Raw genomic sequence first — 246 nt, 5'->3', positions numbered from 1 at the left:
AATCAAGGGTGCGCGGACCTTCGCAGTCTGCGTGCCCTTGATTTGGCAGCGCGCCGCCCAGCCACGCGCGTCATGAACGGGAGCGGCCTTCTGCGAAACCCAACGCTCCGCCGCTTTTTCTACAAGCTCTCGCTCGAATTGCTGCGCGCCGCTTTCTTCTTCCTGCGACTGGGCTTGAAGAATGAGGCGCGTCTGCTCGTGCGCGCGTCTCAATGGGCCAGGCACACGGCTTCCGGTCGCCGCCGC

At 64.6% G+C, this 246-nt stretch carries 1 protein-coding gene; it reads right to left on the bottom strand.

Going from position 1 to position 246, the window contains the following annotated elements; translation table 11 throughout:
- Positions 1–225: hypothetical protein (locus NLU14_RS22675; RefSeq protein WP_275710855.1), on the bottom strand; the 225-nt coding region annotated here is incomplete at its 3' end.
- Between the last annotated feature and the right edge of the window lie 21 nt (positions 226–246).

The organism is Marinobacter iranensis, assembly GCF_029207565.1.
GTDB lineage: Bacteria > Pseudomonadota > Gammaproteobacteria > Pseudomonadales > Oleiphilaceae > Marinobacter > Marinobacter iranensis.
Note: the sequence above shows the minus strand (reverse complement) of the source record. Positions and strands in the feature narration are given on the sequence as shown.